The sequence below is a fragment of the Methylocystis sp. sgz306128 genome, assembly GCF_056032725.1.
The window spans coordinates 114,694-140,963 of the sequence record NZ_JBVYWO010000005.1 but is presented as its reverse complement, the minus strand read 5'-3'; the positions used below and the strand labels follow the sequence as shown (position 1 = coordinate 140,963).

The 26,270-nt window shown below is 60.5% G+C and carries 22 protein-coding genes; 15 read left to right on the top strand and 7 right to left on the bottom strand.

Going from position 1 to position 26,270, the window contains the following annotated elements; genetic code table 11:
- The first annotated feature begins 60 nt into the window (after nt 1-60).
- Together AC0N03_RS10340 and AC0N03_RS10335 are read left to right on the top strand one after the other, a co-directional pair.
- Complete coding sequence (locus AC0N03_RS10340; protein ID WP_474288648.1) at nt 61-1,083, top strand: CobW family GTP-binding protein; 1,023 nt, start codon at nt 61-63, stop codon at nt 1,081-1,083.
- On the top strand, nt 1,071-2,081 hold the full coding sequence (locus AC0N03_RS10335) for a WD40 repeat domain-containing protein (protein ID WP_474288647.1): 1,011 nt from the start codon (nt 1,071-1,073) through the stop codon (nt 2,079-2,081). Before AC0N03_RS10340 ends, AC0N03_RS10335 begins: the two co-directional genes overlap by 13 nt.
- 181 nt (nt 2,082-2,262) lie before the next feature.
- Here AC0N03_RS10335 and AC0N03_RS10330 read toward each other — a convergent pair whose 3' ends face one another.
- From AC0N03_RS10330 to AC0N03_RS10320, 3 genes are all read right to left on the bottom strand, one after another.
- The gene (locus AC0N03_RS10330) at nt 2,263-3,696 is read right to left on the bottom strand and encodes a homospermidine synthase (protein WP_474288645.1); all 1,434 of its coding nucleotides are present in this window, start codon (nt 3,694-3,696) and stop codon (nt 2,263-2,265) included.
- Nucleotides 3,697-3,795: 99 nt separating this feature from the next.
- Nucleotides 3,796-4,380 (bottom strand): GNAT family N-acetyltransferase, encoded by a 585-nt coding sequence (locus AC0N03_RS10325; RefSeq protein ID WP_474288644.1) that lies wholly within the window; start codon nt 4,378-4,380, stop codon nt 3,796-3,798.
- Between the two features lie 102 nt (nt 4,381-4,482).
- Complete coding sequence (locus tag AC0N03_RS10320) at nt 4,483-5,625, bottom strand: type III PLP-dependent enzyme (RefSeq protein WP_474288643.1); 1,143 nt, start codon at nt 5,623-5,625, stop codon at nt 4,483-4,485.
- A gap of 684 nt (nt 5,626-6,309) precedes the next feature.
- On the opposite strand from AC0N03_RS10320, the gene AC0N03_RS10315 reads away from it, so the two are divergent.
- From AC0N03_RS10315 to AC0N03_RS10305, 3 genes are all read left to right on the top strand, one after another.
- On the top strand, nt 6,310-7,863 hold the full coding sequence (locus AC0N03_RS10315; protein ID WP_474288642.1) for an OpgD/OpgG family glucan biosynthesis protein: 1,554 nt from the start codon (nt 6,310-6,312) through the stop codon (nt 7,861-7,863).
- A gap of 127 nt (nt 7,864-7,990) precedes the next feature.
- The gene (locus tag AC0N03_RS10310; protein WP_474288641.1) at nt 7,991-8,194 is read left to right on the top strand and encodes a hypothetical protein; all 204 of its coding nucleotides are present in this window, start codon (nt 7,991-7,993) and stop codon (nt 8,192-8,194) included.
- 58 nt (nt 8,195-8,252) lie between these two features.
- On the top strand, nt 8,253-9,401 hold the full coding sequence (locus AC0N03_RS10305; protein WP_474288640.1) for an SGNH/GDSL hydrolase family protein: 1,149 nt from the start codon (nt 8,253-8,255) through the stop codon (nt 9,399-9,401).
- A gap of 49 nt (nt 9,402-9,450) precedes the next feature.
- Here AC0N03_RS10305 and AC0N03_RS10300 read toward each other — a convergent pair whose 3' ends face one another.
- Together AC0N03_RS10300 and gltB are read right to left on the bottom strand one after the other, a co-directional pair.
- Nucleotides 9,451-10,869 (bottom strand): glutamate synthase subunit beta, encoded by a 1,419-nt coding sequence (locus AC0N03_RS10300; protein ID WP_474288639.1) that lies wholly within the window; start codon nt 10,867-10,869, stop codon nt 9,451-9,453.
- 2 nt (nt 10,870-10,871) lie between these two features.
- Nucleotides 10,872-15,533 (bottom strand): glutamate synthase large subunit, encoded by a 4,662-nt coding sequence (gene gltB, locus AC0N03_RS10295; RefSeq protein WP_474288744.1) that lies wholly within the window; start codon nt 15,531-15,533, stop codon nt 10,872-10,874.
- Between the two features lie 368 nt (nt 15,534-15,901).
- Between gltB and AC0N03_RS10290 the strand changes: the two genes are divergently transcribed.
- Nucleotides 15,902-16,957 (top strand): threonine aldolase family protein, encoded by a 1,056-nt coding sequence (locus AC0N03_RS10290; RefSeq protein WP_474288636.1) that lies wholly within the window; start codon nt 15,902-15,904, stop codon nt 16,955-16,957.
- Between the two features lie 99 nt (nt 16,958-17,056).
- On the opposite strand, the gene AC0N03_RS10285 is transcribed toward AC0N03_RS10290, so the two are convergent.
- Nucleotides 17,057-17,527: an Hsp20 family protein gene (locus AC0N03_RS10285; RefSeq protein ID WP_474288635.1), complete on the bottom strand. Its 471-nt coding sequence runs from the start codon at nt 17,525-17,527 to the stop codon at nt 17,057-17,059.
- A 204-nt stretch (nt 17,528-17,731) separates the two neighbouring features.
- Between AC0N03_RS10285 and AC0N03_RS10280 the strand changes: the two genes are divergently transcribed.
- The 6 genes from AC0N03_RS10280 to AC0N03_RS10255 are packed head-to-tail and all read left to right on the top strand — an operon-like array spanning nt 17,732 to nt 22,528.
- Nucleotides 17,732-18,694, top strand: coding sequence for an alpha/beta fold hydrolase (locus tag AC0N03_RS10280; RefSeq protein WP_474288634.1), 963 nt, complete (start codon nt 17,732-17,734; stop codon nt 18,692-18,694).
- Complete coding sequence (locus AC0N03_RS10275; protein ID WP_474288632.1) at nt 18,691-19,140, top strand: GNAT family N-acetyltransferase; 450 nt, start codon at nt 18,691-18,693, stop codon at nt 19,138-19,140. Before AC0N03_RS10280 ends, AC0N03_RS10275 begins: the two co-directional genes overlap by 4 nt.
- 47 nt (nt 19,141-19,187) lie before the next feature.
- Nucleotides 19,188-21,179, top strand: coding sequence for an excinuclease ABC subunit UvrC (gene uvrC, locus AC0N03_RS10270; protein WP_474288631.1), 1,992 nt, complete (start codon nt 19,188-19,190; stop codon nt 21,177-21,179).
- A gap of 53 nt (nt 21,180-21,232) precedes the next feature.
- A complete protein-coding gene (pgsA, locus tag AC0N03_RS10265) occupies nt 21,233-21,814 on the top strand; it encodes a CDP-diacylglycerol--glycerol-3-phosphate 3-phosphatidyltransferase (protein WP_474288630.1) in 582 nt (193 codons plus the stop codon).
- Nucleotides 21,811-22,068 (top strand): molybdopterin converting factor subunit 1, encoded by a 258-nt coding sequence (gene moaD / locus AC0N03_RS10260; protein ID WP_474288629.1) that lies wholly within the window; start codon nt 21,811-21,813, stop codon nt 22,066-22,068. The genes pgsA and moaD overlap by 4 nt, the downstream gene beginning before the upstream one ends.
- A 7-nt stretch (nt 22,069-22,075) precedes the next feature.
- Nucleotides 22,076-22,528 carry a molybdenum cofactor biosynthesis protein MoaE gene (locus AC0N03_RS10255; protein ID WP_474288628.1) on the top strand — a complete coding sequence of 151 codons (453 nt, stop codon included), beginning with the start codon at nt 22,076-22,078 and terminating at the stop codon, nt 22,526-22,528.
- Nucleotides 22,529-22,546: 18 nt separating this feature from the next.
- Here AC0N03_RS10255 and AC0N03_RS10250 read toward each other — a convergent pair whose 3' ends face one another.
- A complete protein-coding gene (locus tag AC0N03_RS10250; RefSeq protein WP_474288627.1) occupies nt 22,547-23,419 on the bottom strand; it encodes a branched-chain amino acid aminotransferase in 873 nt (290 codons plus the stop codon).
- Between the two features lie 189 nt (nt 23,420-23,608).
- Here AC0N03_RS10250 and AC0N03_RS10245 point away from each other — a divergent pair, with 189 nt between their 5' ends.
- From AC0N03_RS10245 to AC0N03_RS10235, 3 genes are read left to right on the top strand one after another with little or no spacing between them, the layout of a single operon-like run.
- Complete coding sequence (locus AC0N03_RS10245; RefSeq protein WP_474288625.1) at nt 23,609-24,130, top strand: MarR family winged helix-turn-helix transcriptional regulator; 522 nt, start codon at nt 23,609-23,611, stop codon at nt 24,128-24,130.
- A 29-nt stretch (nt 24,131-24,159) separates the two neighbouring features.
- Complete coding sequence (locus AC0N03_RS10240) at nt 24,160-24,873, top strand: response regulator (RefSeq protein WP_474288624.1); 714 nt, start codon at nt 24,160-24,162, stop codon at nt 24,871-24,873.
- On the top strand, nt 24,874-26,268 hold the full coding sequence (locus AC0N03_RS10235; RefSeq protein WP_474288623.1) for an ATP-binding protein: 1,395 nt from the start codon (nt 24,874-24,876) through the stop codon (nt 26,266-26,268).
- The last annotated feature ends 2 nt before the right edge of the window (nt 26,269-26,270 follow it).

The window sequence follows — 26,270 nt, the reverse complement described above, 5'->3', positions numbered from 1 at the left end:
ACAGATGACAAAGCCCGCTTTCTCTCCCATATAGGGGCAAATAGTTTTTGCGGAGTTTGCATGTCTGACAAGATTCCTGTCACCGTTCTCACCGGTTATCTGGGTGCGGGCAAGACCACATTGCTCAACCGGATCCTCACCGAGCCACATGGCCAGCGCTTTGCCGTCATCGTCAATGAATTCGGCGAAATCGGCATCGATAATGATCTCGTCGTCGGGGCCGACGAAGAGGTCTTTGAAATGAATAACGGCTGCATATGCTGCACCGTCCGCGGCGACCTCATCCGCATCATCGAAGGGCTGATGAAGCGCAAGGGCAAATTCGACGCCATCATCGTCGAGACCACCGGCCTTGCCGATCCGGCCCCCGTGGCGCAGACATTTTTTGTCGATGCCGATGTCGGCGAGGCGGCGCGCCTTGACGCTGTCGTCACCGTCGCCGACGCCAAATGGCTTTCCGCCCGTCTCAAAGACGCGCCGGAAGCCAAGAACCAGATTGCTTTTGCCGATGTCATCATCCTGAACAAGACCGACCTTGTCTCGGAGGGCGAATTGCGCGAAGTCGAAGCCCGCATCCGCGCCATCAACCCCTATGCCAAGCTGCATAAGACCGTAAAGTGCGCTGTGCCTCTTGACGCGGTACTCGGGCAGAATGCTTTCGATCTCGACCGCATTCTCGAAATCGAGCCCGAATTCCTCCATGCCGACGACCATGATCACGATCATGATCACCACCATCATGACCATGACCACGATCATCATCACGGTCTGAAGCATTATCACGACGAAGACATGCAGTCGGTGGCGCTGACACACGACGGCGATGTCGATCCGGATAAATTCATGCCCTGGATCAACGATCTGGTGCAGACCGAAGGCCCGAACATCCTGCGCTGCAAGGGCATCATCGCCTTCAGGAACGAGCCGAAGCGCTTTGTCTTTCAGGGCGTGCATATGATCCTCGACGGCGATCTGCAACGCGACTGGCGCGCGGACGAAAAACGCAGCTCCAAGCTGGTGTTTATCGGCCGGGATTTGAAGCAGGACCTGATCCGCAAAGGCTTTGAAGCGTGCCGGCTGTAACACCAACCTCATCGCTCACCGCCAATGTCGCGCCGGTTGAAGCTGGCGAGCATGTCATTGCCGCGACGTTCATCGGCGGCGTGCCGGCCTTTGCCCTGAGCGACGGCCGGATCGTGCTGGCCAAAGAAAATCCGCAGATCTTAACAGCCCACAAGGATGCGGCCATTCTATGCGCCGCCAGCGACGGCACGCGGCTTTATACCGGCGGCGACGATGGCAAGCTGCTGGCCACCAGCAGCGACGGCACAAGCCAGCTCATCGCCGATGAGGGCGGCAAATGGATCGACACGATCGCCGTGCGCGACGACGGCGTGCTGGCCTGGAATGCCGGGCGCGACGTCCGGGCCCGCGACGCGCGCGGCGAGATCAGGAGTTGGAGCGCGCCCTCGACGCCGCGCGGTCTCGCCTTCATGCCCAAGGGCTACCGTCTCGGCATCGCCCATTATAACGGCGTATCGCTCTGGTTTCCCAATACCGCCGCAGTCCCGGATTTTCTCGAATGGAAAGGGTCTCATCTCGACCTCACATTCTCGCCTGACGGCCGCTTCGCAGTAACCTCGATGCAGGAGAATGCCCTGCACGGCTGGCGCATCGCCGACAAATCCAACATGCGCATGACCGGCTATCCGGCCAAGACCCGTTCGCTGTCCTGGTCGCCGGACGGCAACTGGCTGGCGACATCCGGCGCGGAAGCCTGTGTCATATGGCCGTTTCAGGCCAAGGGCGGTCCCATGGGCCAGTCGCCGCGCGAATGCGGCGTGCGCTCGGCCCGCGTCTCGGCCTGCGCCTTCCATCCGAAGGCGCTGATCATCGCCACGGGCTATGAGGATGGCTGGATCGTGCTGTGCCGCCTGCAGGACGGCTCGGAAATTCTGGTGCGTTCCATGCCGGAAGACAGCAAGGATGCCGTCACCACCCTCGCATGGGACAGCGGCGGGCGGCGGCTCGCCTTCGGGACAAGGGACGGCGCGGCAGGCCTGCTGACACTGCCGGTTTAAGGCAGGTTCAGGACTGGAGTCATACTCACCCTACTCCACTGAGCAGAAAGGATGAGAGACAAAAGCTCTCAACCGTCATTGCGGGCGAAGCGAAGCAATCCATGTGCCTCATGGATTGCCGCGTCGGCTTCGCCTCCTCGCAAGGGCATGCCCCCCGGAGAGGGAATCCTGCGAAAACCCCTTACCGCACCAGAATGTTGCGGAACTGCCAGGGATCGCTCTCGTCGATATCCTCAGGGAAGAAACCGGGACGATCTGTCAGCGGGTTCCAGTCGGTATAGGCGCCGATCACCGGGCCAAGATAAGGCGTCTGCACCTCAAGGCAGCGGCGGTAGTCCATTTCATCGGCTTCCACGATTCCGGCATTTGGATTTTCCAGCGCCCAGACCATGCCAGCCAGCACGGCGGAAGTGACCTGCAGACCGGTGGCATTCTGGTTTGGCGCAATACGGCGCGTTTCCTCGACGGAGAGCTGCGAGCCGAACCAATACGCGTTTTTGCCGTGGCCATACAGCAGCACGCCAAGTTCGTCGATGCCGTCAAGAATTTCGGCCTCGCCGAGAATGTGATGCTGATCCTGCATCCTGCCCGCCTGACCGAACATTTCATGCAGCGACAATACGGCATCATTGCAGGGGTGATAGGCATAATGGCAGGTGGGGCGATAAATGACCTTGCCGCTCTCATCCTTCACCGACAGATAATCGGCGATCGAGATCGATTCGTTATGCGTGACCAGAAAGCCATATTGCGCCTGCGCCGTCGGCGTCCAGGATCGAACGCGCGTGTTCGCGCCCGGCTGGTTGAGATAAATGGCCGCGCCGCAGCCGCTCTTGTGGGTTCCGGCATTGTCCGGCATCCACTTTTCATGCGTGCCCCAGCCAAGCTCCGCCGGCTGCATACCCTCTGAGAGAAAGCCTTCCACCGACCAGGTATTGACGAACACGCCCTGCGGCTTCGGCGTTTTGGCGCGCTGCGTGTCGCGCTCGGCAATGTGAATGCCCTTCACACCAAGACGGTGCGCGAGAGCGGCCCATTCGGCGCGGGTCTTCGGCTCTGATCCGGCGTCGCCAAGCTTGCTGGCAAGATCGACCAGCGCCTGCTTGACAAACCACGAAACCATGCCCGGATTGGCGCCGCAGCAGGACACGGCCGTCGTTCCGCCCGGATTGCGGCGGCGCGCCTCGAGCACGCTTTCGCGCAGCGCGTAATTCGAGCGCGCCGACGTATCGAGCGTCTTGTCGAAATAAAATCCCGGCCATGGCTCGACCACGGTATCGATATACAGCGCGCCAACTTCACGCGCGAGTTCCATGATCGCCAGCGAGGAGGTATCGACGGAAAGATTGACGCAGAATCCCTGCCCCTTGCCAGCCGTGAGCAGCGGCGGCAGAACCTCGCGGTAATTGTCCTTGGTGATGGCCAGATGCAGGAACTTTATGCCCGCCGCATCCAGAATATGACGGTCGGTGTCGTCCGGATCGATAACGATCAGGCGCTCGCGATCAAAAGTGAAATGACGTTCGATCAACGGCAGAGTTCCCTTGCCGATAGACCCGAAACCAATCATCACAATCGCCCCGTCAATATGCCCATGCTTTGGCCAATGCTGCATCATTTTCTCCGAATTCAATTTGATTTGAATGGGTTAAAGCCATGATTGACCGCAAGAGTCAACCACGGCGAACCGCTTTGCGCTATTCACGTGCGCGATTCAGGCTGCCACGCGCCAGCCGCCCTCAACCTGCCCCGTTGCCCGGACAAGGCCGCTGGCCCCGGCCAGAACGCCCGGCGCAAGCTCACAGGCAAGAAACCGCTTCTCGTCGACGGGGCCGGGCAGCACAAGCCGCTCTGCATATTCCCGGCGAAAGCCGAACCGCTCATAATAGGGAGCATCGCCGACAAGAATGACAGCCTCATGACCAAGGGCCTTTGCCCGTGCCATGCCAAGCCGCATCATGGTCGCGCCGAGGCCGACACTGCGATGGCTGGACGATACGGCGAGCGGGCCGAGCATGAGCGCAGGCACGCCGCCGGCATCCACATGCCAGAAGCGCAATGTGCCGACGATGATGCCGCTGTCCTCCGCGATGAAGCTGAGCCCGGCCGCCGCCAGACGCCCCTCTCGCAGACGCTCGCAGGTCTTGGCGAAACGCCCGAGACCGAAAGCGGCATCCAGCAAGGCTTCACGCGCAACGAAATCACGCGGCGTTTCCTGACGCAGCGACAAGGTTGACGGCTCGGCCGCAATATCCAAGCTGCGGGCAATGGCCGCGCGCGCAAAATTCATCGTGGTCATCAGAGCCTCCATCAGGCAAAGACAACCCTCGCACCATAAATGGCCGTTCGGGAAAGATAAAAGATTGAGAGCCGCTGCCGGCTCTCTCTGGAATGACGCGGCTCAGATCACATAGGACTTGAGCGGCGGGAAACCGTTGAATTCAACGGCCGAATAGGTGGTCGTATAGGCGCCCGTCCCCTCGATCAGCACTTTCGCGCCGATCTCCAGACTGACGGGCAGCAGATACGGCTCCTTTTCATAGAGCACATCCACCGAATCGCAGGTCGGGCCGGCCAGAACACAAGGCTCCAGCGCATCGCCATCATATTCCGTGCGGATAGGATAGCGGATCATCTCGTCCATGGTCTCGGCAAGCCCGTTGAACTTGCCGATATCGAGATAAACCCACTTCACCTTGTCGTCGTCGGCCTTCTTCGAGATGAGCACGACTTCCGCCTCGATGATGCCGGCGCTGCCAACCATGCCGCGGCCTGGCTCAATGATCGTCTCGGGAATATTGTTGCCGAAATGCTTGCGCAGCGAACGGAAGATCGCCTGCCCGTAAGCCTTCACGGCCGGCACGTTCTTGAGATATTTGGTCGGGAAACCGCCGCCCAGATTGACCATCTGCAGATTGATGCCGCGCTCCGCCAGATCCTTGAAGATCGAGGCCGAGGATGCAAGCGCCGAATCCCACATGCGCGGATTGCGCTGCTGCGAACCGACATGGAAGGAAATGCCATAAGCCTGCAGGCCGGAGCGGTGCGCAAGCTCAAGCACGCGCGGCGCCATTTCGGGCGCGCAGCCGAACTTACGCGACAACGGCCATTCAGCACCGTCGCCATTGCACAAAATACGGCAGAAAACCTTCGATCCGGGTGCGGCGCGCGCCACCTTCTCCACCTCGGCCTCGCAATCCACGGCAAAGAGACGCACGCCAAGTTCAAAGGCCCGGGCGATGTCGCGCTCCTTCTTGATGGTATTGCCAAAGCTCAGGCGGTCGGGCGAAACGCCAGTGGCCAGCACCTGCTGGATTTCGACCACCGAGGCGGTATCGAAGCAGGAACCGAGCCGCGCCAGCAGATCCAGCACCGCCGGATCGGGATTGGCCTTTACGGCATAGAAAACGCGCGTGTCCGGCAACGCCCTGGCGAAGGCATTGTAATTGTCGCGTACAACCTCAAGGTCGACAACGACACATGGTCCGTTATCCAGCCCGTTCGCGCGTCGCTCGCGCAGAAAATCCATAATACGATCAGTCATGGCGGCATCCCCTTTGTAGCCAGGGCCACGCTTTCGCGTGGGAGTTAGAACTCTTCAGGAGACAAGTCAGCCGTCCTTGCGCGCGTTGGAAACGCGAAAGACACCAAATTGCCACCTAAGACCGCGCATACCCGGCCAAGACCAGATAGTCACAGTCAGATGCTGCGCCGTTGGATACGCGTTCAGCTGCATGATTCGAAAATCATACATCTGGTCGTAGCCATCGATTGGAGGGGAATACCTCTCCGCACGCCCGGCAAGAAAGACAAGCCTCTTCGGTTATCGCGCTTTGGAGGCGCAATAGAGACCAAAAAAGCCCGGTCCGTCGTTGCTTTAAGTCGCGTCCTCCGTTTGGCGGAGTTCGCCGGTTCGCCTCCGGCTGCCGGCTTTTTGAAGGTGGTTGACCGGCCTCTTGTCCGGATCCCCACCAACCGACACACGACCACAGGCACGTGCGAAATTGGGCAAGCCGATAAATACGAATTTTGCTGTCATAAGCAAGCGTTTTTTATACGCGAGACAAAGATTTTCTGCGCCGCGCCGACAGGAGATTTTGAGCTGGAATCTGGCCCGGATCCGGCGTCAAATCCCGAGTCACGATTTGGCTCCGGTTGCCTTGCCCGCCGGGCCATTTAAGGCTACTGAACCCTCAATTCGCCACTTTTATCCAGCAAGACGAAATTCATGACCAAATTCACCCGCCGCGCCGCCCTCACCGCCCTCGCCAGCGCCAGTCTGTTCGCTGTGATTCCGCTCCACGCGCAAACGCCCGGCGTGCCCGACGCGGCCTTCGGCTTCGACGATGTGATCAAGCGCGCCCGTGAACTGGCGAACATGCCTTACGATCCCTCGCCGGCAAAACTGCCCGACACCCTGCAAAATCTGAGTTATGACGACTGGCGCGATATCCGCTTCCGGCCGGAAAAATCACTGTTCGCCGCCAAGGACAGCCCGTTCAGGCTGCAATTGTTCCATCTTGGACACCTGTATAAGCAGCCGGTGATGATCAATCTCATCCGGGACGGCATTGCGGCGCCCATTCCCTATACGGCGAGCCTGTTTGATTACGGCCATAACAAATTTCCGCAGCCCTTCCCCGTTGATCTGGGCTTTGCCGGCTTCCGGCTTCATGCCCCGCTCAACCAGCCTACCGTCTTTGACGAACTGATCGCCTTTCTGGGCGCAAGCTATTTTCGCCTGCTCGGGCGCGGCCAGCATTACGGCCTGTCGGCAAGAGGCATCGCCCTGAACAATGGCCCAGCCCCGGAAGAATTTCCGTTCTTCCGCGAATTCTGGCTGGAGACGCCGGCTCCCGGCGCCGACCACGCCACGATCTATGCCCTGCTGGACGGCCCTTCGCTGACCGGCGCCTATCGGTTCGATGTGCATCCGGGCCTCGAATCCTTCATCGACGTCACCGCCAATCTATTTCCGCGCCATTCCCTGACTCACATCGGGCTGGCGCCGCTGACCTCCATGTTCTTCACCGGCGTCAATGATCCGCGCAACGCCGACGATTACCGCCCGCAATTGCATGATTCGGATGGTCTGCTGCTGCATTCCGGTACGGGCGAATGGATATGGCGCCCGCTGCGTAATCCAAACCGTTCGGAAACCTCGGCTTTTGTCGATAAGGATATCCGCGGCTTTGGTCTCATGCAGCGCGACCGCGCCTTCGAGCATTATCAGGACCTTGATCTTGCTTATGAGCGGCGGCCTTCCTATTGGGTGGAGCCGCGCGAAAAATGGGGCGACGGCCGCATCGAACTGACCGAACTGCCAACCTCCGACGAAACGAACGACAATATCGTCGCCAACTGGGTGCCAAGCGCTCCAGCTGAGCCGGGCAAGCCGGTGGTTTTCGGCTACAGGCTCACAGCATTGCTCGACGATCCGCGCCTGTCTCCGGGCGGGCAGGCGCTCCATACATTCGAGACGCAGCCCCACGCCAAAGGCTCCGGCGATCCGGTGCCGCTCGGCGCCCGGCGCTTCATCATCGATTTCGCCGGCGGCGATCTGGCCTTCTACCTGAACAACGCCAACCTCGTGGAACTGGTGCCGACCACGACAAACGGCCGCATCCTGCGCTCATTCATGGTGGTCAATCCGCATATCGAGGGGTTCCGCGCCGCCATAGATGTTCAGGTCGATCCGGGACAATCCACCGACCTGCGCGCTTTCCTTCGCGCGGGCACGCGCACGCTCACCGAAACATGGACTCTGCCCTTCGGCGCTTGAAACACCATGACCAGCAACGGCAGGATATACATGCAGATTACAACTTTTAATAAATAATTAACTATAATATATTATTAAAGTTGTAGCTACTTTTGTGCATCCTTATCGAATGCTGGGAACCGCACCCATGGTCTATCTCAAAGCCGATGGAATCGAAGACTTCAAGGCCCGTCGCCAGCGCCGCATTTCGAGGGTCAGGGAATTTCAGCTTCAGGTCACCCGCCTCGGCCTGATCATCGGGCTGTGCTCGACATTGCTGGTGGCCATTGAGCACCAGCGGCTTGAACAATCTGCTCCCGAACAGATCGTGACCGCCGAACTCAGCCCATAGGCGGCGTCAGGGCTGCTTCCACAGATGCAACGGACGCGCCCCTCTGCTATGATGAGGCATGCTGCGCCATAAAATCCGCCTTTTTCTGATTTTGACCGCTCTGCTTGGCGGCCTCGCCCCGGCATTGGCCCAGAGCCCGCCCAACGGCAATATATTTGATCTGCTGCGCAGCATTTTTTCACCGCAGCCGCCAAAGCCCGCCCCCGCAGAGCCTGCAAGGCCCAAAAAAAAGCGCGCCGGCCCGCTTGCTCCATTGGCCGCCGGCAACAGGCAGACACCAGCCAGACCCGCGGTGCCGCCAAGTTTTTTCGTACAGGTGCTGGGGGATTCGCTCGGCGACATGCTGGCGCAAGGCCTGACCGAAGCACTGAGCGACAAGCCCGAAATACTCGTAACCAAACGCACGCGCGATGCATCCGGCCTCGTGCGCGATGATTTTTATGATTGGCGCCAAGCCAGCGCAGATCTGCTCAATGGCACGGATAAAACCGATGTGGCCGTGATCATGATCGGCTCAAACGATCACCAGCCTTTTCTCAAGGATGGCAAGGTGACTATCCCGGTTGATTCGGAAGAATGGATCAACTCCTACCGCGCACGCGTGGAAGCCGAGGCCAAGCTGTTTCAGGACAAACATGTCAGACTGATCTGGGTCGGCCTGCCGATCATGCACAATGTGGACTATGCGCACCGCATGGCGCGGCTCAATGAAATCTACCGCGATGCCGCTGGCGCGAGCGGCGCAGAATATATCGATATCTGGGATCTCTTCGCCAATGAAAAGGGCGACTATGACCAGAACGGCCCGGATCTCAACGGCCAGATCGTGCGCCTGCGCACCAGCGACGGCATTCATTTTACCAAGGCCGGCACACGCAAGCTGGCAAGTCTGGTTGAAAAGGACATACGGCGGCTGTTTGAGGAAAACCAGCCCCGGCAGGATCTCGTGACGCCGACACCTTCCGCCAACAATCCCGAAGGCCAGTCGGCGCCGGGAGAAATTCCGCCGCCCGTCAAGGTGGAACGCCCTGTTTCCGGCCCGGTGATCTCGCTCACGGCCCTGCCCTCCGCATCCGGCAGCGAACTTGTGCCGACACTCCGGAGCCGCAAGCCGCTCGGGATCCAGCCGCCGGCGACCCTCGACCCGCATCCCGGCCGCGCCGACGATTTCTCGTGGGCTCCGGCAGCAGATACACCCAATCCATGAAAAAGCCCGCGACACGCGCGGGCTTGAATTTCATCAACTGGCTTGCGGCTCAGCGCGGCAGGACCGTCTCGCCCATCAGGTGCCTGTCGATCTCATGTGCACACTGGCGGCCCTCGCGGATCGCCCACACCACAAGCGATTGGCCACGGCGCATGTCACCGCAGGCAAACACATTGTCAACGCTGGCCTTGTAGGTCCGCACGTCGGCCGCGACATTGCCGCGCCCGTCAAGCTTGACGCCAAGTCCGTTGAGCAGCCCCTCGTGGACAGGCGCGACGAAGCCCATGGCGAGCAAAATCAGATCGGCCTTGATCTGGAAACCGGTGCCCTCGATCGGCTGCAGCTTGCTATCCAGCCGCACGCAGTCAATGGACGTGACCACGCCATTTTCGCCGTTGATCCGCACGGTATTGACCGCGAAGTCACGTTGAGCGCCCTCTTCCTGACTGGAAGACGTGCGCATCTTCAGCGGCCAGTTCGGCCAGGTGAGCAGCTTGTCTTCCTTTTCCGGCGGTGCAGGCATGATTTCAAGCTGGGTGACGGACAACGCACCCTGACGGATCGACGTTCCGATGCAATCGGAACCCGTATCGCCGCCGCCGATGACGACGACATGCTTGCCGCCGGCCAGAATCGGCATGTTGCTCGTTACCGGCTCGTTGGAGACGCGGCGGTTCTGCTGCGGCAGGAATTCCATGGCGAAATGCACGCCATTGAGTTCGCGGCCCGGCACGGGCAGGTCGCGCGGCTTTTCCGAACCGCCGGCCAGAGCCACGGCATCATATTCGGCCTGAAGCTTTTCAATCGGATAATCAACACCGACATTGACGCCGGTATGGAAGATGACGCCTTCGGCGCTCATCTGCGCCAGACGGCGGTCGATCAGCTTCTTCTCAAGCTTGAAATCCGGAATGCCGTAGCGCAGCAAACCGCCGGGCTTCTGGTTCTTCTCGAAGACATGCACTTCATGGCCCGCGCGGGCCAGTTGCTGGGCACAGGCAAGGCCAGCCGGACCGGAGCCGACGACGGCGACCCTCTTGCCGGTCTTGTTTGCCGCGGGTTCCGGCTTGAGCCAGCCGTTCTCCCATGCGCGGTCGACAATAGCGCATTCGATGGTCTTGATCGTGACAGGCGTATCCGGCAGGTTCAGCGTGCAGGATGCCTCGCAGGGCGCCGGGCAGATACGGCCCGTGAACTCCGGGAAATTATTGGTCGAGTGCAGATTGCGCGAAGCCTCTTCCCAATTTCCCAGATAAACCAGATCATTCCAGTCGGGAATCTGATTATTGACCGGACAGCCGTTGTGGCAATAGGGGATGCCGCAGTTCATGCAGCGCGCCGCCTGATCCTTCGTGGCTTCTTCCGAAAGCGGAATTACAAATTCCTTGAAATGGCGGATGCGATCGGAAGCCGGGGCATAGCGCCGGTCGCGCCGATCGATTTCCAGAAAGCCGGTGACCTTTCCCATGATTATTCTCCCGCCACGAGCATCTGCTCGCCGTTCTGTTGTGCCAACAATTCCTGCAGGGCGCGGCGATATTCAACCGGCATGACCTTGCGGAACTTGGGCAGATATTGCTCCCAATGCGCCAGAATATCCTTGGCGCGCTGCGATCCCGTATAACGGGCATGATTGGCGATGAGCTGATGCAGACGCTCGCCGTCGAAGCGCGTCATGTCCGACATCACGTCGACACGGCCATGGCCCTCCAGATCGCCGCCGTGATGGTGGATGCGCTCATTGAGCTCTTCCTCCTCGGCCACGGGCTCCAGTTCGACCATCGAGAGGTTGCAGCGCTTTTCAAACGTGCCGTCCTCGTCCAGCACATAGGCGATGCCGCCGGACATGCCCGCCGCGAAATTGCGGCCCGTCTGTCCTATAACCACGACAATGCCGCCGGTCATATATTCGCAGCCGTGATCGCCCGTGCCTTCGACAACCGCAATCGCGCCTGAATTACGCACGGCAAAACGCTCGCCCACGACACCGCGGAAATAGGCCTCGCCGGCAATCGCGCCATAAAGCAGCGTGTTGCCCGCAATGATGCTCGCCTCCGGCACGATCTTGGCGGCGGACTTCGGCGGATAGACGATGAGCTTGCCTCCCGAAAGGCCCTTGCCGACATAATCGTTGGCCTCGCCTTCCAGTTCCAGCGTCACGCCATGCGCCGCCCATGCGCCAAAGCTCTGCCCCGCCGTGCCGGTGAACTTCACATGAACCGTGTCGTCGGGCAGCCCCTTGTGGCCATAACGCTTGGCAATCTCACCCGACAACATCGCACCTGCGGTGCGGTTGGTGTTGTTGATCGGGCTCTCGATGATCACCGGCGTGCCCTTTTCGAGCGCGCCCCTGGCCTTGGCAATGAGCGTACGGTCAAGCACGGCATCAAGCTCGTGATCCTGCTCCTGCGAGCGGAAGAGCGTTGCGCCCGGCCATGCCTTCGGCTTGTGGAACAGCTTGGAGAAATCGAGCCCCTTGGCCTTCCAGTGGTCGACAACGCGGCTCTTGTCGAGCATCTGCATCTGGCCGACCATTTCATTGAAGGTGCGGAAGCCCATTTCCGCCATCAGTTCCCGGACTTCCTCGGCGACGAAGAAGAAGAAGTTGATGACATGTTCCGGCTGGCCGACAAAGCGCTTGCGCAGAACGGGATCCTGCGTGGCGACCCCGACCGGGCAGGTGTTGAGATGACACTTGCGCATCATCACGCAGCCCGCAGCGATCAGCGGCGCGGTGGCGCAACCGAATTCGTCCGCGCCCAGTAACGCGCCGATAACAACGTCACGGCCCGTGCGGATGCCGCCGTCCACCTGAACGGTGATGCGCGAGCGCAGGTTGTTGAGCACCAGCGTCTGGTGAGTCTCGGCAAGGCCGATCTCCCACGGGCTGCCGGTATGCTTGATGGAGGTCAGCGGCGAAGCGCCGGTGCCGCCCTCAAAACCAGAAATGGTGACGTGATCCGCCTTGCACTTGGAGACGCCTGCGGCAACCGTGCCGACGCCCACTTCGGACACCAGCTTGACCGAGGCCTGCGCCGCCGGATTGACGTTCTTCAGGTCGTAGATGAGCTGCTTCAGATCTTCGATCGAGTAGATGTCATGGTGCGGCGGCGGCGAGATGAGACCCACCCCCTGCGTCGAATGGCGCACCTTGGCAATCACGGCATCGACCTTGTGGCCGGGCAGCTGGCCGCCTTCGCCGGGCTTTGCGCCCTGCGCCATCTTGATCTGCATCATGTCGGAATTGACAAGATATTCCGTCGTGACGCCAAACCGGCCCGAAGCCACCTGCTTGATCGCAGAGCGCATCGAATCGCCATTGGCCATCGGCACATAGCGATCCGATTCCTCGCCGCCCTCGCCCGTATTGGACTTGGCGCCGATACGGTTCATGGCAATGGCGAGCGTGGTATGCGCCTCGCGGGAGATGGACCCGTAGGACATGGCGCCGGTGGCGAAACGCTTGACGATCTCGACCGCCGGCTCAACCTCATCGAGCGGAACAGGCTTGCGCCCGTCTTCCTCGGCATTGCGGATGCGGAACAACCCGCGGATGGTGAGGAACTTCTCGTCCTGCTCATTCAGCAGCTTTGCATAGGCGCGGAACTTGTCCCGGCTGTTGCCGCGCACGGCATGCTGCAGCAGGGCCACGGAATCCGGCGTCCAGTTATGGGCCTCGCCGCGGGTGCGGTAGGCATATTCGCCGCCCACTTCCAGCGAATTGCGATAGACCGGCGAGTCGCCAAAGGCATCCTTGTGGCGGCGGACGGTTTCTTCGGCGATTTCAGCCAGCGCAACACCCTCGATGGTGGTGGCGGTGCCGAAGAAATACTTGTCGACAAAGGACTGCTGCAGGCCGACAGCGTCAAAAATCTGCGCGCCGCAATAGGACTGATAAGTCGAAATGCCCATCTTGGACATGACCTTCAGCAGGCCCTTGTCCACCGACTTGATGAACCGCTTGACCACCTCGTAGGAATCAACCTCCTCGGGGAGTTCGGGGCGCATGGCATCCAGCGTCTCGAAGGCAAGATAAGGGTTGATCGCCTCCGCGCCATAGCCGGCGAGGCAGCAGAAATGGTGCACTTCGCGCGCTTCGCCCGTCTCCACCACAAGGCCCACAGACGTGCGCAGACCCTTGCGGATGAGATGATGATGCACGGCGGCCGTGCCGAGCAGCGCCGGTATGGGAATGCGGTCGGGGCCGACCATACGGTCCGACAGGATGATGATGTTGTAGCCGCCATGCACCGCAGCTTCGGCGCGCTCGCACAGGCGCTCCAAAGCGTCGGCCATGCCGGATGCGCCCTTTTCCACCGGATAGGTCATGTCTAGTGTCTTGGTGTCGAACGTATCCTCGACATGACCGATGTTGCGGATCTTTTCGAGATCGCCGTTGGTGAGAATGGGCTGGCGCACTTCGAGCCGCTTGCGGCGCGAATTGCCCTCAAGGTCAAACAGGTTCGGGCGCGGGCCGATGAACGAGACAAGGCTCATCACCAGTTCCTCGCGGATCGGATCGATCGGCGGGTTGGTCACCTGCGCAAAATTCTGCTTGAAATAGGTATAGAGCAGCTTCGCCTTGTCGGAGAGCACCGAAATCGGCGTATCCGTGCCCATGGAGCCGACAGCCTCCTGCCCGGTGACCGCCATGGGGGCGAGCAGAATCTTCAGGTCTTCCTGGCTGTAACCGAAGGCCTGCTGGCGATCGAGCAGCGAGACATCCGTGCGCGCCGCGCGCGGCGCGACGGGCTTGAGGTCTTCGAGCACGATCTGCGTGCGCTCCAGCCACTGGCCATAGGGCGAAGCGTTCGAAAGGGTGCGCTTGATTTCCTCGTCGGAGATGATGCGGCCCTGTTCAAGATCGACGAGCAGCATCTTGCCCGGCTGGAGACGCCACTTGGTGATGATCTTCTCCTGCGGGATGGGCAGCACGCCCATTTCCGAGGCCATGACGACAAGCCCGTCATCGGTGACCAGATAGCGCGCGGGGCGCAGGCCGTTGCGGTCCAGCGTGGCGCCGATCTGGCGGCCATCGGTGAAGGCCACGGCGGCCGGCCCGTCCCACGGCTCCATCAATGCGGCGTGATATTCGTAAAAATCGCGGCGCGTCTTGTCCATCAGCGGATTGCCGGCCCATGCTTCGGGAATGAGCATCATCATGGCATGGGCGAGGCTGTAGCCGCCCTGCACAAGGAATTCGAGCGCATTGTCGAAGCAGGCTGTATCCGACTGGCCCTCGTAGGAGATGGGCCAGAGCTTGGAAATATCCGCACCGAACAATTCGCTGTCGACGGAAGCCTGCCGCGCCGCCATCCAGTTGACATTGCCGCGCAGCGTGTTGATCTCGCCGTTGTGCGCCACCATGCGATAGGGGTGCGAGAGCGACCATGTCGGGAACGTATTGGTCGAAAAACGCTGATGCACCAAAGCCAGCGCCGATTCGAGGCGCGGGTCGCGCAGATCCTTGAAATAATCGCCAAGCTGCGTCGCCAGCAGCATGCCCTTGTAGACCAGCGTGCGCGAAGACAAAGACACCGGGTAAAACTCGCGGGTGCGCTTGTCCCTGAGGGCATAGACGCGCGCCGAGATCACCTTGCGGGTGATGTAGAGCCGGCGCTCGAATTCATCCTGCGATATTTCGGGCTTGGCATTGGCGATGAAATATTGCGCATGGCCGGGCTCAGTCGGCTTGACCGTCTCGCCAAGGCCGGACGAATCCACCGGCACGTCGCGCCAGCCAAGAAACTGATGCCCCTCATCGGCAACCGTCTTCTCGACAATATCAATGACGATCTTGCGGCCCTCGGCATCGCGCGGCAAAAAGATCGCGCCCACAGCATATTGACCGGCCGGCGGCAGCGTCACGCCGGCGCGGTTCATTTCCTCGCGCAGGAAGCGGTCGGGAATCTGGATAAGCATGCCGCAGCCGTCGCCTGCCTTGGCATCGGCGCCCACAGCGCCGCGGTGATCAAGGTTGAGCAGGATCTCAAGACCCTTGGCGACAATATCATGCGACTTCTGGTTGCTCATCTGGGCAACAAAACCGACGCCGCAGGCATCGTGCTCATGGCGGGCGTCGTAAAGGCCCTGCGCATCCGGCAGGCCGTCAGCGTGAAAAAAATTCGTCATGTCAGTGGTTCCGTGATCGAGGGAAGCAAGGGTTGTGGAGGAAGACAGGCGTTTAAGACGTTTCTCTGCTCCGCGCGCAGCGGTGGCAAATCCACGATCTTCAGGGCCAGTTCCACGTACCTTGGTCATTTCTCAACTCCATCTGGTGTTTTCAACGGCGAAAAGCCGCTTCAACAACCATTTCCACCTTTCAGTCCCGATAATGGTCAGTATAGCTGTCCCATTTACGAGCGCCGCAATTTGACAGATTTTATGAGCTTCGACAAGCGGGGGTAAGCCTTTAAATTTAGCAATATGAAAGCATTTATCCGCAGGCCGATCCGCCCTATCCTTGATCGGATGGACAAGACAACGGATCGGACGGTCTCATGAATTTTGCAAGCGACAACACCGCACCTGCCAGCGAGCGTGTTCTGGCCGCGCTGGTGGCCGCAAATCAGGGCAATGCCAGCGCCTATGGCACGGATATCTGGACCAAGCGCGCCGAACAGCAGATCGCCGCGCTCTTCGAGCGTGAGTGCCAGGTGTTTCTGGTCAGCACCGGAACGGCAGCCAATGCGCTGGCTTTGAGCAGCCTTAGTCCGCCCTGGGGTGCGATCTTTTGCCACGAGCAATCCCACATCGTTTCAGACGAATGCGGCGCACCGGAATTTTTCACGCATGGCGCAAAGCTTGTCGGCATTGGCGGCACAAACGGCAAGATCACTCCTGCCGCGCTGCAGGATGCCATCGCCGCCCTGCCGAGGGGCGTGGTGCATAATGTGCAGCCCGCCGCCCTGTCGCTCTCGCAGGCAACCGAGAGCGGCACTGTCTATACCGCCGATGAATTGTCGGAACTCAGCGCTCTGGCCCACAAGCATCAGATTCCGGTGCATATGGACGGCGCGCGCTTTGCGAACGCGCTCCTGCATCTGGGCCTGACCCCGGCGCAAATGAGCTGGAAGGCCGGAATCGACGTGGTTTCGCTGGGAGCGAGCAAGAATGGCGCCTTCGCCTGCGAAGCCGTGGTTTTCTTCAATCCCGCCCAGGCGGAAAATTTCGGCTATCTGCGCAAAAGGGCCGGCCACACATTGTCAAAGGGCCGCCTGCTCGGCGCGCAGATGGCCGCCTATCTCGAAGGCGACCACTGGCTGGAACTCGCCGCCCATGCCAATGCCATGGCGCAGACGCTGGCCAATGGCCTTGCGGCCATAGAGGGCATCCGCCTCGTCTGGCCGCGTGAAGCCAATGAATTGTTCGTGATTCTGCCTGCCGCGACGGCTGAACGCCTGAAAGCCTCAGGCGCGGCTTTTTATGACTGGCGGCCCCATGCGCTGCCGCCAGCCGAACGCCCAGCAGAGGACGAGAGTTTCATCCGGCTGATCTGTTCTTTCACGACCACATCGGCCGAGGTGGCGGAATTTCTGCGCATTGCCGCTGGCTGAGGCGCGATGCGGTGCGCCGTTGGCAAAGCAACCCGGGGGTAAAATCCGGATTGCTTTGCCGGTTCACGGCAAGGGGCGCGAGAGAGCCGTGCTCCCGGATCAGGCGGCTTTCGAGGCCTCGATGGTCTTTACCCCGGCGCCGGTTGTGATCGGAATGGCCCGCGGCTTCTTGGCCTCGGGAATTTCCCGCACGAGATCGACATGCAGCAGGCCGTTCTCAAGGCTCGCGCCGGTTACCTGCACATGATCGGCAAGCTGGAACATCCGCTCGAAGCTGCGCGCGGCAATGCCCTGATAGAGCATTTCGGTCTTCGCAGCGGCTTTCTCATTTTCGTTGTCCTGCTTGGCGCCGCGGATCGTCAGCGCATTCTCGCGCGTTTCGATAGAAAGCTCGCCAGCCGCAAACCCGGCCACCGCAAGTGTGATGCGATAGGCGTTTTCACTGCTGCGCTCGATATTGTAGGGCGGGTAGGTCGGCGCGACATCGCTGCCGACGCTGCGGTCAAGCAGACTGAACAGACGGTCGAAGCCAACGGTTGAGCGATAAAGAGGGGTAAAATCATAACGCATAGCATATCCTCCAAGAAGCGACATGAATGATGATCGGCATCACTACCCGGACGGGGCCTTCCCATAGGGCGAAGACCAATGTCCGACGCGTCCACATGGCCCGCGCGGAAAAGAGATGGGGGCTGATTTTTAGGCTTTCAAGAGGCAATTCGAATTTCAAATGACGTGATTCGGCCTTATAGATCGCATTCAGGAGGCTCAGGCATGCAACTCTACGGAACGCCGGATAATCCCTGCCCGCCGGGCGCCGACGTGCGGGATGTCGTCACGCCGGATGGCCTGCATCTGCGCGCGGCGCTCTGGCCGGCACGAAAAGCCCCCGCCAGCGGCACAATCGTCATATGTCAGGGGCGTTCAGAATATATCGAGAAATATTTTGAGGTGATCGGCGAATTTCTGGAGCGCGGTTTTTGCGTGCTGGCCTTTGATTGGCGCGGCCAAGGCGGATCGCAGCGCCTGCTGCCCAATCCGCGCAAGGGCCATATCGATGAATTCGACGCGTACTGGCAGGACGTCGCAGCGATGGAGCGTGAATTTCTGCCCGATTGCCCGGAGCCCCATTATGCCCTCGGCCACTCCATGGGCGGCGGCATTCTGCTCGACATGGCCGGCAGCGGCAAGGCGCCCTTCGCGCGCATGGTGCTGTCCGCGCCGATGATCGATATCTATGGCATCCGGTATCCCAAACTGAGCCGCTGGCTGATCGCCGCGCTCGACGCACTGGGCCTTGGCGGCGCATATGCGCCCGGCGGCGGCAGCACAGCCAGCAATACGGCACCCTTCGCCGGCAATGTGCTCACGCGCGATGCGGCGCGCTATGCCCGCAATGCCGCGACGCTGGCGCAGGCGCCGCAGCTTGGTCTTGGCCATTGCACGATAGGTTGGCTCAACGCCGCCTTCAGGCTCATTGCCAGACTGGCGGAGCCGGATTTCCCGCGCCGCACAGTCACACCCATTCTGGTTCTGGGCGCAGGCGGCGACCGCGTTGTCGACCTGCGCGCCACGGAAGCCTTCGCCCATCGCCTCAAGGCCGGAAAATTGATCACCCTGCCGCAGGCCGAACATGAAGTCCTGATGGAACAGGACAATACCCGCGCGCAATGCTGGGCCGCGATCGACGCGTTTTTGCCGCCCCACCCATCACAGGCGGCAGGTTCAGCACCATGACGGCAGATCTGCAACTGCGCCCGGCCCTGCCCGGCGACATCGACCAGCTGGAATCTCTCGAAAACCGGGTTTTCGATGGCGACCGGCTCTCGCGCCGCTCACTCCGGGACTATATCCGCAACCCGCGCGTGGCGATGATCGTCGCCGAACTGAACGGCGCTTTTGCAGGCTATGCGCTTGTCGCCTTTCGCAAGGGCTCGCGCACCGCGCGGCTTTATTCCATTGCCGTGCAGCCCGAATTTTACGGCCAGCGCGCCGGCGCCGCCCTGCTTGCCGCTTGCGAGCAGGCCGCACGCATACGGGGCTGCAGCAAAATGCAGCTTGAGGTGCGCGCCGACAACCAGCCGGCGATCAAGCTCTATTCCCGGCATTATCGCCAGTTCGATACTTATGAGGATTTTTACGAGGATGGCATGACGGCTCTGCGCTTTGAGCGGGATCTCTGATCGCCGGAACCTGTTGCGCTCACCTTTAATCGCCTTAAATAAGAGCCATGACAGGACCCAAGACCTTGCCGGACAGCCCGCCTGACGAAATCTTCGAGGAAGAGAACGAGCAGGCCACCTCGCTCGAACTCGAACTGGACGACGAAACCGCCGCGCCGGAATCGGTGAAGCGCGGCGCTGCGGTCATTCATCAGTTCTGGAAAACCCTGCCGCTCTCGCCCGGCGTTTATCGCATGCTGAACAGCAGCGGCGAGGTGCTCTACGTCGGCAAGGCGAAGTCGCTCAAAAAGCGGGTTGCATCCTACACACGTGCAGCCGGCCACGTGAACCGCATCGCCCGGATGATCGCGCAGACGGCCTCCATGGTGTTTGTCACCACGGCCACCGAAACGGAAGCGTTGCTGCTGGAAGCCAATCTCATCAAGCAACTGAAGCCGCGCTTCAACGTGCTGATGCGCGACGACAAGAGTTTTCCCTATATTCTGCTCACGCGCGATCACGCCGCGCCGCAGCTCACCAAGCATCGCGGCGCGCGCAACCGCAAGGGAGATTATTTCGGCCCCTTCGCCAATGCCGGGGCCGTGACACGCACGCTCAACACGCTGCAGCGCGCCTTTCTGCTGCGCACCTGCAGCGATTCCTATTTCGAGAACCGCACGCGGCCCTGCCTGCTTTATCAAATCAAGCGCTGTTCAGGGCCATGCACCGGCGAGATAACGCCGCAGGACTATGCCGAACTGGTGCAGGAAACCCGGGATTTTCTCTCCGGCAAGAGCATTGCCGTGCGCGAGCGCCTTGCCGCCGACATGCATGCCCATGCCGAACATCTCGAATTCGAGAAGGCTGCCAAGCTGCGCGACCGTATTGCCGCGCTCTCCAATATTCAGGGCGCGCAAGGCATCAATCCGCAGAGCGTCGAAGAGGCCGATGTCTTCTCCATCACGCAGGAGGCCGGGCAAAATTGCATTCAGGTGTTCTTCTTCCGCACCTACCAGAACTGGGGAAACCGCGCCTATTTCCCCCGCGCCGACAAGAGCCTCGAGCCGGAGGAAGTGCTCAGCGCCTTTCTGGTGCAATTTTATGAGGACAAGCCCGCGCCCGAACTCATCCTGCTCAGCCATGAGGTGGAATGCCGGGAGATGCTTGCCGATGCCCTGAGCGAGCGCATGGACCGCAAGATTGAAATCGCCGTGCCTCAGCGCGGCGAGAAACGCGATCTTGTCGAACATGCGCTCACCAATGCGCGCGAGGCGCTTGGCCGCAAGCTGGCGGACACTTCGGCGCAGACCAAGCTGCTGGCTGCATTGGGACAGACATTCGGGCTCGAAAAGCCGCCGCGCCGGGTTGAGATTTTCGACAACAGCCACATCATGGGTACCAACGCCATTGGCGCGATGGTGGTCGCCGGGCCTGACGGCTTCATGAAAGCCCATTATCGCACCTACAATATGGACAGCGCCGACATAAAGCCCGGCGACGACTATGCCATGATGCGGACCATGCTCAAGCGCCGTTTCGAGCGTCTTATCAAAGAAAACAAGGGCGAGCCTGCGGCGCCCGCCGTCGCCGATCCTGATACCTTTCCGCAATGGCCCGATCTGCTTCTGATCGACGGCGGCAAGGGTCAGTTCGAGGCCGTGCGCGACATCATGAAAGAGCTTGGCATCAGCGGCGTGGCGCTGGCTTCCATCGCCAAGGGCCCAGACCGCAATGCCGGACGCGAGATGTTCTTTGTCGAGGGCAGGCCGCCCTTCCGTCTTGCCCCGCGCGACCCGGCGCTTTATTTCGTTCAGCGGCTGCGGGACGAGGCGCACCGGTTCGCCATCGGCACCCATCGCGCCCGCCGCAAGAAGGACTTCACCAAGAACCCGCTCGATGAAATCGAGGGGATCGGCCCCAAACGCAAGCGCGCCCTGCTCAGTGCTTTTGGCACGGCAAAGGCCATTTCGCGCGCTGCTCTGGCTGATCTTGAAAAAATTCCCGGCATCAATGCAGCCACCGCCCGGCTCGTATTCAATTTTTTCAACGAACAGGGATAAAACTTGGTCTCCGGCGGCTTGACGGCGGCAAGCGGCGCATGTTCCTTTGCCCTATGCGTTCGAAGAGCTTCAATCACCTGAAACTACCTAATCTGCTGACCTATGGCCGCGTCGTCGCCGTGCCTCTGGTGATCATCTGCATGTACTGGCCCGGCGAATTCTGGATGCGCTGGACGGCGCTCGGCATTTTCACGCTGGCGGGCATCACGGATTTCTTCGACGGTTATCTGGCCAGAGCCTGGTCGCAGCAATCGTCGCTGGGCCGGATGCTTGATCCCATCGCCGATAAACTGCTCGTGGCAAGCTGTCTGCTGATGCTTGTGGCCAACCGCGACATCAGAAGCTGGTCGCTCTGGGCCGCCATCGTCATTCTGTGCCGTGAAATTCTCGTCTCGGGCCTGCGCGAATATCTCGCCGAATTGCGGGTCTCTGTGCCGGTTTCCACCGTCGCCAAATACAAGACGACGCTGCAGATCGTATCGCTGGGATTTCTCATCGTCGGCTGGGCCGGAAAGCCCGTGCTGACCCATACCGAGGAGATCGGCAACATCCTGCTCTGGGCCGCCGCATTGCTCACCCTATATACAGGTTATGATTATTTGCGTGCAGGCTTCAAACATGTGGTCGAGGAATGAGCGTCAAAATCGTCTATTTCGCGTGGGTGCGTGAGCGGATCGGCAAGCCGGAAGAGATTCTGGAGCTTCCCGGCTCGGTGGAAACCGTCGGCGCGCTCATTGAATGGTTGTCCGCGCGCGACGAGACCTATGCCTATGCCTTCGAGCGCGGCCCGTTCATCCGCGCCGCCATCGACCGCAAGCATGTCAGGCATGATGCAAAAATCGCCGGAGCAAAGGAAATTGCTTTCTTTCCGCCCATGACGGGCGGCTGAGGACGTCATGGCCAGAATATTGATTCAGGAACAGGATTTTGACGCTGCCGCCGAAGCGCGCGCGCTTTGCGAGGGACGCCGGGACGTCGGCGCGCTGGTGAGCTTCATTGGCCTGTGCAGGGATGAAGGCGGGCAACTCAGCGCCCTCGAACTGGAACATTACCCCGGAATGGCCGAGGAGGAACTTGCCCGCCTCGCGGCGCAGGCCCAGCAGCGCTGGAAACTGCAAGGCCTGACCATCATCCATCGTTATGGCAAAATCCAACCCGGCGAGCAGATTGTCCTGGTGATCGCGGCATCAGGCCATCGCGGCGAGGCGTTCGCCGCCGCCGACTTCCTCATGGATTATCTCAAGTCCCGCGCGCCCTTCTGGAAAAAGGAACATCGCAAGGACGGCTCCTCCGGCGACTGGGTCGACGCCAGAGATGCAGACGAACAAAGCCTGAAACGCTGGGAATGAGCGGAAACAGAATCAGGCTCAGCCGTTCACGGCCGCCGTGTAAACGTCGATCAGCTTGCGGGAAATTGCGCCGGGCGTGAACTTGTAGGGACCGATTTCGGAAACCGGCGTCACTTCGGCGCCCGTACCGCAGATGAAGCATTCGTCGAAGCCGGCCAGTTCTTCCGGCATGATGCGGCGCTCTTCAACCTCGATACCGTTTTCCCGCGCCAGCGCGATCACGGTCTGGCGGGTGATGCCGTTCAGGAAGCAATCGGCAATAGGCGTGATCACCTTGCCGCCCTGCGTGAACAGGATATTGGCGCCCGTGCATTCAGCCACGCGGCCCTGCCAGTCCAGCATCATGGCATCGGCATAGCCCTTGCGCTCGGCCCGGTGCTTGGAGATGGTGCAGATCATGTAAAGACCGGCGGCTTTCGAGTCGCAGGGGGCGGTCTGCGGGTCCGGACGGCGATAATCGGCGATGTCGAGCCGGATGCCCTTCATCTTGGTGGCGACATCGAACATGCTCGGCCATTCCCATGTGCAGATAGCCACATGGATGGTGGAATTCTGCGCCGCAACCGCCATCATCTCGCTGCCGCGCCAGGCAACCGGACGCACATAGCAATTGGGCGAACCATTGAGTTTCACGACTTCGGCCTTGGCTGCGTCAAGCTGCTCGACAGAATAGGGAATCTCAAAATCAAGGATCTGCGCCGATTTGCGGAAACGCTCCGAATGCGCGCGCGATTTGAAAATCTTGCCATTATAGGCGCGCTCGCCCTCGAACACGCAGGATCCATAATGCAGACCATGCGACAATACGTGGAGCTTGGCCTCTTTCCAGGGAACGATTTTTCCATCCATCCAGATGAAGCCGTCACGTTGGTCAAAAGAAAGGCCTGCCATTTATCCAACTCCTCAAAACACAGCTGCCGCGCAATGGGGCAAAGTCTGTTCGATCATGCGCCTCTGGCCGGATCGAGCCCCGCTATTTTCAACGAAAAGCGTCTCTGGATTGACGGCGGCCCTAAGGCACACGTATTCATATGAGATTAATCACGCCACAAACAATGTCAATAGTGCTGACGTAATACCATGACCGGTTCAGATAATACGAAACAGATCCAGACGGCGATATCCGCGCCGGGAGAACCCGCGCCCATGTTTGATCTGATCGAATTATTTTTCTTCGCCTACCGGGATTTTGTCGGCGATGCCGATCGCCTGCTGGAAAGCCTCAGATTTGGCCGGGCGCATCACCGGGTGCTGCATTTCGTCTCGCGTCAGCCGGGCCTCACCGTGGCGGAACTGCTCGATATTTTGAAAATAACCAAGCAGAGCCTCAACCGGGTGATGAAAGAGCTGGTCGACACCAAACATGTCGAAGTGCGGGCGGGCATAATCGACCGGCGTCAGCGCCTGCTTTATCCGACGCCCGAGGGCCGGCGCCTCGCCATGGACCTCGCGCGGCTGCAGACCCAGCGCTTTTCTCGCGCGCTTGCCATGCTGGAGCCACAAGCGCATGGCAATGCGATAAAATTCTTAACGGCTTTGATCGATCCTGAGGAAAGAGAAAAGGCCGAGCGCCTTGTTTGGCGCGAAGATAATATTATCTAGAGAGAAAGCCGGACGGCTTCAGGTGAACCGTGACAAAAGAGAAACCACAGCTTCCTGCCGATGACGCGCCCCACATTCTCGTGGTGGACGACGACAGCCGCATCCGCGCGCTCTTGTCCCGCTTTCTCATGGAGCAGGGTTATCGCGTCACCACCGCCCAGCATGTGGTCGAGGCCACGGCCTGTCTCAAGACATTCGCCTTTGACCTGATCATTCTCGACGTGATGATGCCCGGCGAATCTGGCCTCAGCTTTGCCGCGCGCCTGCGCATCGATTCCGCCGTGCCTATACTGATGCTCTCGGCTCTCGGCGAAACGGAGGCGCGCGTGCGCGGGCTTGAGGCGGGCGCGGACGATTACATCGGCAAGCCGTTCGAACCGCGCGAACTCGTGCTGCGGGTGGCGGCGCTGCTGCGCCGCTCCAGTCCCCGGCTGGTCTCGGGCAGTGCCGCAAGCGTGCGCTTCGGGCCGTTCACCTTTTTGTTTGACCGCGCCGAATTGCACCGGGGCGAAGAAGTTATCCACCTCACCGACCGCGAGAAGGAAATTCTCGGCGCTTTGCTGGAAAAGCCATCGGAAACGATCTCGCGCGACGACCTCGGCCCGCCGGGAGAATCCGGCAGCGAGCGCAGCATCGACGTGCAGATCAACCGCCTGCGCAGGAAGATAGAGGATGACCCGGCCAATCCGCTTTACCTGCAAACCGTGCGGGGCGTCGGCTATCGCATCCTTATCGATCCTTAAATGCGGATTCCGGACCTCACTCTGCCTCTGCCCCCGGCGCTTCAGGAATTTCGCCGGATCGTCCGTATCTACTGGTTTCGCATCTGGCGGCGCATCGGCAATATGATGCCCAAGGGGCTTTATGCCCGCTCGCTGATCATTGTCATCGTGCCGATGGTGATGCTGCAGACAGCGGTGGCCTATTTCTTCATGGAGCGCCACTACCAGTCGGTGACCCGGCGTCTTTCGGCCAATCTGACGCAGGATATTGGCGCTGTCGTCGATCTTTATGTTGCGGCGCCCGGCCCCAGTCAGTTCCGTGCGCTGCAAAAGCTGGCTGCAGACCGCTGGGGTCTGGACGTGCAGATCTTTACCGCTGAGGAACTGCCGCCAGCCCTGCCCAAGCCGTTCTTCTCGCTGCTCGACAACGCGCTCTCGCGCGAAATCTCGCAGCAGATCAAGCGGCCCTTCTGGCTTGATACGATCGGCCGCTCGCGCCTTATCGAGATACGCATCAAGATCGGGCCGGATGTGATGCGCATCATCGCGCCGCGAAACAGCGCCTATGTCTCCAATTCGCATATTTTCATCATCTGGATGCTTGGCACCTCATTGGTGCTGCTGGCCGTGGCCATCGCCTTTCTGCGCAATCAGATCCGGCCGATCCTGCGCCTTGCCGATGCCGCCGAGGATTTTGGCAAGGGCCGCGATCTCGAGTTCAAGCCGGGCGGCGCGCGCGAGGTGCGGCAGGCAGGCAAAGCGTTCATCGAGATGAAGAACCGCATCGCCCGCGCCATCGAGCAGCGCACCACCATGCTCAACGGCGTCAGCCATGATCTGCGCACCATTCTCACGCGGTTCAAGCTGTCTCTGGCGCTGATGGAACAGACGCCAGACCTTGAGGCCGTGCAGCGCGATGTCGAGGAAATGCGCATGATGCTGGAAGCCTATCTGGCCTTTGCAAAGGGCGACACCGGGGAAGCGCCGGTAGCCACCGATATTCGCGCCCTGCTCGAGGAACTTAAATCAGATGCCGAACGCAACGGCCACCAGACCCGCATCAACATAACCGGCGAAACGACCGTCACGCTCCGCCCCGCCGCATTCAAGCGCTGTCTTGCCAATCTCGTGGGCAATGCCCAGCGCTATGGCAGGAACATCGACCTCTCGGTCATGCGTAACGACAGATTCCTCTCGATCATGATCGACGACGATGGTCCCGGCATCGCGCCCGATCAACGCGAAATTGTCTTCCGGCCCTTCTTCCGTCTGGACGAGGCCCGCAATCAGGATGAGAGCGGCACCGGCCTCGGCCTTGCCATAGCCCGCGACATTGCCCGCGCGCATGGCGGCGACATCACCCTGGGCGACAGCCCGCTCGGCGGATTGCGCGTCAGCGTCCGGATTCCGGTATAGGC